General features: G+C 49.5%; 7 protein-coding genes, 2 tRNA genes and 1 pseudogene. 3 read left to right on the top strand and 7 right to left on the bottom strand.

Annotated elements, in window-relative coordinates; all coding sequences use genetic code 11:
• Nucleotides 1-74: 74 nt before the first annotated feature.
• A pseudogene (locus tag HMPREF1028_RS14545) lies at nucleotides 75-198 on the bottom strand (IS5/IS1182 family transposase); the annotation flags it as partial.
• 7 nt (nucleotides 199-205) lie between these two features.
• Between HMPREF1028_RS14545 and recR the strand changes: the two are divergent.
• Nucleotides 206-811 carry a recombination mediator RecR gene (gene recR, locus HMPREF1028_RS04880; protein WP_009311686.1) on the top strand — a complete coding sequence of 202 codons (606 nt, stop codon included), beginning with the start codon at nucleotides 206-208 and terminating at the stop codon, nucleotides 809-811.
• Nucleotides 812-867: 56 nt separating this feature from the next.
• On the opposite strand, the gene HMPREF1028_RS04875 is transcribed toward recR, so the two are convergent.
• A complete protein-coding gene (locus HMPREF1028_RS04875; RefSeq protein ID WP_003760695.1) occupies nucleotides 868-1,155 on the bottom strand; it encodes a hypothetical protein in 288 nt (95 codons plus the stop codon).
• A 224-nt stretch (nucleotides 1,156-1,379) separates the two neighbouring features.
• Here HMPREF1028_RS04875 and HMPREF1028_RS04870 point away from each other — a divergent pair, with 224 nt between their 5' ends.
• Both HMPREF1028_RS04870 and lolD read left to right on the top strand, forming a co-directional pair.
• Nucleotides 1,380-2,630, top strand: coding sequence for a lipoprotein-releasing ABC transporter permease subunit (locus HMPREF1028_RS04870; protein WP_003778670.1), 1,251 nt, complete (start codon nucleotides 1,380-1,382; stop codon nucleotides 2,628-2,630).
• On the top strand, nucleotides 2,623-3,303 hold the full coding sequence (gene lolD, locus HMPREF1028_RS04865) for a lipoprotein-releasing ABC transporter ATP-binding protein LolD (RefSeq protein ID WP_003760685.1): 681 nt from the start codon (nucleotides 2,623-2,625) through the stop codon (nucleotides 3,301-3,303). Before HMPREF1028_RS04870 ends, lolD begins: the two co-directional genes overlap by 8 nt.
• Before the next feature lie 361 nt (nucleotides 3,304-3,664).
• On the opposite strand, the gene HMPREF1028_RS04860 is transcribed toward lolD, so the two are convergent.
• The 5 genes from HMPREF1028_RS04860 to HMPREF1028_RS04840 all read right to left on the bottom strand — a co-directional run.
• Nucleotides 3,665-3,754: transfer RNA gene (locus HMPREF1028_RS04860), tRNA-Ser, on the bottom strand.
• 81 nt (nucleotides 3,755-3,835) lie between these two features.
• Nucleotides 3,836-3,926: transfer RNA gene (locus HMPREF1028_RS04855), tRNA-Ser, on the bottom strand.
• Nucleotides 3,927-4,006: 80 nt separating this feature from the next.
• A complete protein-coding gene (yaaA, locus tag HMPREF1028_RS04850) occupies nucleotides 4,007-4,786 on the bottom strand; it encodes a peroxide stress protein YaaA (RefSeq protein ID WP_009311685.1) in 780 nt (259 codons plus the stop codon).
• Between the two features lie 177 nt (nucleotides 4,787-4,963).
• Complete coding sequence (gene dapC, locus HMPREF1028_RS04845; protein ID WP_009311684.1) at nucleotides 4,964-6,151, bottom strand: succinyldiaminopimelate transaminase; 1,188 nt, start codon at nucleotides 6,149-6,151, stop codon at nucleotides 4,964-4,966.
• Between the two features lie 278 nt (nucleotides 6,152-6,429).
• Nucleotides 6,430-7,258: nitronate monooxygenase family protein (locus tag HMPREF1028_RS04840; protein ID WP_009311683.1), on the bottom strand; the 829-nt coding region annotated here is incomplete at its 5' end.

Genomic DNA, 7,258 nt, shown 5'->3' with positions numbered 1-7,258 from the left:
CCAGTACGGCGTTGCCTCGCCTTAGCTCAAAGAGAACGATTCTCTAAGGTGCTGAAGCACCAAGTGAATCGGTTCCGTACTATCTGTACTGTCTGCGGCTTCGTCGCCTTGTCCTGATTTAAAGTTAATCCACTATATATAGTGATTTCACTACTATACACATTCCGATTTTCCTTGTTTTTCGGTTAGAGGTCGTCTGAATACCATGAGCAAAGCTCCCGATGCTTTTACGCGGCTGATTAATGCCTTGAAAATTCTACCCAATGTCGGTCCGAAATCCGCGCAGCGCATGGCGCATCAATTGCTGCAAAGCAAGCGGGAGCAGGCGCAGGAGTTGGTTGATGCTTTGCAATATGCATTAAAGCAAGTCCAGCATTGCAGGATGTGCAACACATTTTGCGAAGGGAGTGTGTGTGATATCTGTTCTGACGAATCGCGCGACAAACACCGCCTGATGATCGTCCATATGCCGGCAGATGTTTCCAATATGGAAACTGCCAATTGCCATGACGGCTTGTATTTTGTGCTGATGGGACAAATCAGTCCCGCGCAAGGGATGGATGTGAGCGCCATCGCATTGGACAAACTGGTGGCAAGGTTGCAGAACGCCGATGTCGAAGAAATCATCATTGCAACAAACTTTACTGCCGAAGGAGATGCGACGGCGTATGTGTTGGCAGAATTGTTTAAAAACCTTCCATACAAAGTCAGCCGTCTTGCCAGAGGCATCCCTTTGGGGGGAGAGTTGGAATATGTCGATGCAGGGACTTTGGCGCAGGCCGTTTATGAAAGGCGCGCAATCAAGGAATAAACAATAAGGTCGTCTGAAAACGCGTTTCAGACGACCTTATTTCAAACAAAGCCGGTTTATTTGCAGCTTACGCCTTGAATTTGCGGAGTGTCGCCGCTGCCTACTTTAAAGGCACATTTGGTGGCGCTGCTGCCGGATACGGTGACGACACCGCTGCCTGCGGTCAGGCTAACCGGTTCTTTAACACCCATGCCGACTGCGGTTGCGGCAAGTTTTTGCACGTCGGCAGCGGAATAGGACGTATTGTTTGAACTGATTTTAATCTCCTTAGCCGCATACGCATTTGCACTGAATGCCAATCCGGCAGCGGCAACGGATAATGCTAAGAATTTTGTGATGTTCATTAATGGTTTTCCTTTTTGATGGCGGTAAACTTTACCGCGATTTCAGAATAAGGCCGAATAGATGATTGTGCAAGTTTTTCGGCCGATTTTACGGTAGCCCTGAATAAGAAGACTTTGGTTTACAAATTGCGATGTCTCTATTCTCGGTCGTTTCGGCGTATTCAGACGACCTGTCGGTTTTACGGTACAATAGGCGTTTTTTGACAAACGGATGAGGCATATAAATGGCTTCTTTAGAGACTTGGATAGGACTGCGCTATTTGCGGGCAAAAAAACGCAATGGCTTCATGTCGTTTATCACCGTCATTTCTATTGTAGGTATTGCACTCGGTGTAATGGCTTTGATTGTCGTATTGTCTGTCATGGCGGGCTTTCAGAGAGACATACGGGGGCAGCTTTTGAAAGTGGCTCCTCATGCCGAAATGGGTTATTACGATAACGGCAACGGTAAAAGCTGGGAGAGCCTACGCGAGATTATTAAAGGACGCAAAGAGGTGCTTCAGTCGGCACCTTATGTTTCGGGGCAAGCATTGCTGGCAAATGCGGGTGAGGTCCAAGGTGTTCAAATCCGCGGGATTTTGCCTGATGAAGAAAAAAAGATCGTTGAATACAGTAAAGAAATGCCTGTGGGCAGTTTTGATGATTTGAAGCCGGGCGAATTCGATATTATTTTGGGGCAGGATCTGGCTGAGACTTTGGATGTAAAGGTTGGTGAAAAAATCACCGTCGTTACACCTGAAGGCAACGTGACGCCTGCCGGTGTCGTACCTCGTCTGAAACAATTTAAAGTTGTCGGCTTGGTCAAAACCAAAATCCATGAATTGAACAATTCTCTGGCATTGACACACATGAAAGATGCCCAAGTCTTGTACCGCCTAGATGAAAATGCGGCAGGCTTGAGATTGAAACTTGCCGATCCGATCAACGCGCCGTCGTTCACCGAAACACTGCTGCCGAAAAATCTGCAAGAAGAAGTATGGTTGCGCGATTGGACATACACCAACCGCAGTTATTTCGAGGCCGTAGAAATGGAGAAAAGGGTGATGTTCATCATTCTGCTGCTGATTGTTGCCGTAGCCACCTTTAACTTGGTTTCTTCTTTGGTCATGGCGGTTACGGAAAAACAAGCCGATATTGCCATTTTGAGGACTTTGGGTGTCTCCCCGGGCAGCATTATGAAAATTTTTATGGTGCAGGGCGTATTTGCCGGCTTTTTCGGCACCTTAACCGGTGTGATTACCGGTGTCACGCTGGCTTTGAACGTGGGCAGTATTGTCAAACAGTTAGAGAGTTGGTTTGGTTTCCAATTCATCAAATCACAAGTTTATTTCATTGATTATATCCCGAGTGACGTCAGTGTTCATGATGTTGTGCTGATAGCCTGCATTTCCCTGATTTTGTCGTTTATCGCTACGCTCTATCCAAGCTGGCGTGCTGCAAGAACCCAACCGGCGGAGGCTTTGCGCTATGAATAAAGTAGTTTTGAAATGCGATAATGTCAGCAAAAGCTACAAAGACGGTCAATTGAATGTCAACGTTTTGAATCAGCTGAGGCTAGAAGTGCTCGAAGGTCAAAGCGTCAGCATTATCGGTTCGTCCGGTAGCGGCAAATCGACCTTGATGCACATTTTGGGCGGTTTGGATAAGCCGACTTCTGGCAGCGTGGTACTGATGGGACAGGATTTGAGTCAGTTGGGGCAGAAACAACTGGGTCTGCTGCGCAATCAGTATTTGGGTTTCGTGTACCAGTTCCACCATTTGCTGCCTGAATTTTCCGCTTTGGAAAACGTCATGATGCCGCTTTTAATCGGCAAGATGAAAAAAGCCGAAGCAGAACAGCGTGCGGTTGAAATGTTGGAAAAAGCGGGTTTGAAAAAGCGCATACAGCACCGCCCCAGCGAGCTTTCCGGTGGCGAACGCCAACGTGCCGCCATTGCGCGCGCGCTGGTGACGCGTCCAAAATGTTTGCTCGCTGACGAGCCGACAGGCAATCTTGACCGTAAAAATGCGCAAAATGTACTGGATATGATGCTGGATCTGAAATCAGAGTTGAATACCAGCCTGATTGTGGTCACGCATGATGACGAGTTGGCAGTCCGCTTTGAGCGGGTTATGCTGATGCACGACGGACGCTTGGAAGAGCAGTAACTATTCGGCAAATACGCAAAGGTCGTCTGAAAAAGTAATTGATGCTTTTCAGACGACGGCGGATTCAGATTTGAAGTACAACTTTCCATAACAGAAAAAGGCCGGTATGCGGTAGCATACTGGCCTTTCCTGCAATGCAACACATTAACATTCTTATCCGCCCAAGAAAAACACTTGGTTACGAAACGCCAAGTGTTTTATTTTTGAATCTGTTCCAACCACTGATGCACTTGACATCCGAATCCAAAGTCGTCTGAAAACTGAATGCCCCTTGAAGTTGGGTCCATCCCCTATACATAGCCAATACTTGGGAGGCAGATTCAAAAAAAGCTGCTATGGAAAGAGCAGCTTTTGTCCGGTTTGGCGGAAACGGTGGGATTCGAACCCACGGAGGATTTGCACCCTCAGCGGATTTCGAGTCCGCTGCATTCAGCCTCTCTGCCACGTTTCCGTAGAATAAAGTAAAACCAAATAAAAATGCTGTTGGCTGGGCTTCACTTCATTTTTATTTGGTTTTTCTATTTTCAAGAAATGGCGGAAGCGGTGAGATTCGAACTCACGGAGGGCTATCAACCCTCGACGGTTTTCAAGACCGTTGCATTAAACCGCTCTGCCACGCTTCCGTTTCTTGAAGCCGAAATAATAATGAAATTTGTCGGGTTTGCCAAGCGAAATTTTTAGGGGAATATTTAGTTTTTTGTTTTTACTTGGTTTGTTCTTTTCGCATGAACACCCATTCGGACTCATTCGACGCTGCTGCGTTAAATGCGTAGCCTTCGTAATCGAAATTTTTCAGCATTTCAGGGTCGGTAATATTGTGTTCCGCCGCGTAGCGTACCATCAGTCCGCGCGCGCGTTTGGCGTAGAAGCTGATGATTTTGTATTTGCCGTTTTTTTCATCTTTGAAAACGGGGGTAATCAGGCGGGCTTTAAGTTTTTTAGTGTTGACGGATTTGAAATATTCTTGCGAAGCGAGGTTAACCAATATGTCGCTGCCTGCTTGGGCAAGGGTATCGTTCAGCAGGTCGGTGATGATGTTGCCCCAAAATTCATACAGGTTCTTACCGCGTGTGTTGGCAAACGCTGTTCCCATTTCCAAGCGGTAGGGCTGCATCAAATCCAGCGGGCGCAGGATGCCGTAGAGGCCGGAAAGCAGGCGGACATGTTGTTGCAGATATTGGATTTGTTCGGGTTTGAGGGTGTCTGCGGCGATGCCTTCGTAAACGTCGCCGTTGAACATAAAGACTGCCTGTTTGGCGTTGTCGGGGGTAAACGGCGTATGCCATTCGGCGTTGCGCTCGGCGTTTAAGAGGGCGATTTTGTCGGAAACGTGCATCAGCTCGGCGATTTGCTGCGGAGCAAGTTCACGCAGTTGGCACATCAGGATTTCGGCTTCCGCCAAGAGGTCGGGTTGGGTGAATTCTTTGACGGGTGCTGGGTCTTTTTCATTGAGGTTTTTGGCGGGAGAAAGGACGAAGAACATGATGGACTCGGAGATGTGATAAACAGCGGCATTGTAGGTTTAAAATGTTTTATGGGCAAGTTTGATAAGTGAAGTAAATACCGTTATAGCAAAGGCTATTTGAATGGAATTAAAAAGGTCGTCTGAAAACTCAGATTTGAGGTTTTCAGACGACCTTTTATTGAACTGCACCCTTGTTCAGCGATACAGGGAAACGATGGTTTCGGCGGCTTTGACGCAGCTGTCGACATCGGCGACCAAGGCGATGCGGACGTAGCCTTCGCCTGGATTGCCCCATTCGGTATCGCGGGCGAGGAAGCGGCCGGGGAGGACTTGGATGGCGGCTTTTTGCCAGAGGTTTTTGGCAAATGACAAATCGTCGCCATCGGGGACTTTCAGCCAGATGTAGAATGATGCGTCGGGCAGTTTGACATCGAATGCCTGCTGCAAAATGGGAATGACGCGGTCGAATTTTTCCTGATACAGGCGGCGGTTGGCGATGACGTGTTCCTCGTCGTTCCATGCGGCGATGTTGGCGCGTTGGACGGGGATGCTCATTGCGCTGCCGTGGTAGGTGCGGTAGAGCAGGAAGTTTTTAAGCAATTCGGCATCGCCTGCGACAAAACCGGAACGCAGTCCGGGGACGTTAGAACGTTTGGAGAGGCTGGTGAACATGACGATGTTGCGGTTGCTGCGTCCTAATTGCGCTGCCGCCTGTAAGCCGCCTATGGGTTTGTTGCCGTCGAAATAGATTTCGGAATAGCATTCGTCGGAAGCAATGATGAAACCGTATTTGTCTTGCAGATCAAAGATTTCTTGCCAGTCTTCCAGTTGCAGGACGCTGCCGCTGGGGTTGTTGGGCGAGCAGACGAACATGACTTTGGTGCGTTGCCATACGTCTTCGGTAATGCTTTTCCAATCGGGCTTGAAGGACGGGGCAGGGCAGTTGGCAAAACGGATTTCGCCGCCGCCGAGAATGGCTGCGCCTTCGTAGATTTGGTAGAACGGGTTGGGGCTGAGGACGACGGGTTTGAGGTCGTCTGAAACGGGGTTTAAGACGGTTTGAACGAAGGAAAACAAGGCTTCGCGGCTGCCGAGTACGGGCAGGACTTCCGTTTCGGGATTGACGGTCAGTCCGTCGTAACGGCGGCGCATCCAGTCGGCACAGGCTTGACGCAGCTCGGGCAGACCTGCGGTCAGGGGGTATTTTTCCAGTTCGTGCAGCGAGGCGGTCAGCGCATTGGTGATGACTTCGGGGGTAGGGTGTTTCGGCTCGCCGATGTGCAGGTGGACGGGGGCGACGCCTTCGGGAGGGTTAACGCCCTGCATGGCTTCGCGTAGGCGGGCAAACGGATAGGGTTGGAGCTGGTTGAGTAGTGGGTTCATGGGTGTTCCAAATGTCTATCGAGACGGTCATCTTAGCATTTTTTATGCGGATTTTGTTGACAATGTGTGCAGGAAAAGGGAGGCAGCGTTGAGAAAAGGTCGTCTGAATATCGGTTTCAGACGACCTTTTTAAGCATCACGCGATTTGCAGGCAAAATATAGTGGATTAACTTTAAACCAGTACGGCGTTGCCTCGCCTTGTCCTGATTTAAAGTTAATCCACTAAAAAAGGGCACATTGAAATATGCCCTTTTTTAGCGTTCATCTGTGGGTATGAATTATTTGGCTGCTGCGGGAAGAGCGCCGTTGAGCAGATATTGGATGGTTTCTTGCACCGTGCGGATGGCGTTGCCAAACGGCAGCGGGTCTTTACCTCGGAAAAACAAGCCTTTATCGACTTCGCCACGGAAGGCGGCGGAGAGTTGGATGTCAATGCAGAATTGTCCGGCTTTGGCCAAACCGTCGCGCAGGCCGCAGCTGGTCAGACAGTTCAAGCCTTGAGTACAGCGGCGCGGGTCGGCTTTGGCATTGGCTTGCAGCTTGGATTCGCGTTTGATGTAGCTGTCTAGGAATTTGGTGCGCACACCGCGTGCGGGCAGTCCGGCGACGGACATAAATTCGACAACATGCTCGGTTTCTGCGCCTGCCAGCGTTTTTTTGAAGTTGATGTGGGCATCGCCTTCTTCGGTAACCGCAAACGCCGTGCCGATTTGGACGGCGGATGCGCCCCAGTTTTTCAGCGCGGTTTTGACTTTTTCAAAGTTCGCCATGCCTCCGGCGAGGATGAGCGGGATTTTTTCGCTTTCAAGACCTAAGTTCTTGAATACTTCGAAAGTTTCTTCGATGACGCGTTTGAATTCAAACTTGGCATCGTTCACACCTGCCACGCTTGCCGCGCCCAAGTGTCCGGCAGCGTGTGCGGGATGTTCGATAACGATGGCATCGGGCAAAACACCTTTTTTCATCCAGCGTTTCAATACGATGCCGATACCGCGCGATTCGGACAAAATCGGGAACAGGGCGACATCTTTGTGATAACCCTCGGTCATTTCGGGCAAATCCAGCGGCAATCCCGCGCCCATCACAATCGCGTCCGCTCCCGATTCG

Origin of the sequence: Neisseria sp. GT4A_CT1 (assembly GCF_000227275.1) — a bacterium.
In the GTDB taxonomy this organism is placed as follows: domain Bacteria; phylum Pseudomonadota; class Gammaproteobacteria; order Burkholderiales; family Neisseriaceae; genus Neisseria.
This window is presented reverse-complemented; position numbering and strand designations above follow the sequence as displayed.

Bases quoted from the DNA above. Each gene is read 5' to 3' on its own strand.
- dapC (WP_009311684.1), bottom strand. From the start codon at position 6,151: ATGAACCCACTACTCAACCAGCTCCAACCCTATCCGTTTGCCCGCCTA.
- recR (WP_009311686.1), top strand. From the start codon at position 206: ATGAGCAAAGCTCCCGATGCTTTTACGCGGCTGATTAATGCCTTGAAA.
- HMPREF1028_RS04870 (WP_003778670.1), top strand. From the start codon at position 1,380: ATGGCTTCTTTAGAGACTTGGATAGGACTGCGCTATTTGCGGGCAAAA.
- HMPREF1028_RS04875 (WP_003760695.1), bottom strand. From the start codon at position 1,155: ATGAACATCACAAAATTCTTAGCATTATCCGTTGCCGCTGCCGGATTG.
- lolD (WP_003760685.1), top strand. From the start codon at position 2,623: ATGAATAAAGTAGTTTTGAAATGCGATAATGTCAGCAAAAGCTACAAA.
- yaaA (WP_009311685.1), bottom strand. From the start codon at position 4,786: ATGTTCTTCGTCCTTTCTCCCGCCAAAAACCTCAATGAAAAAGACCCA.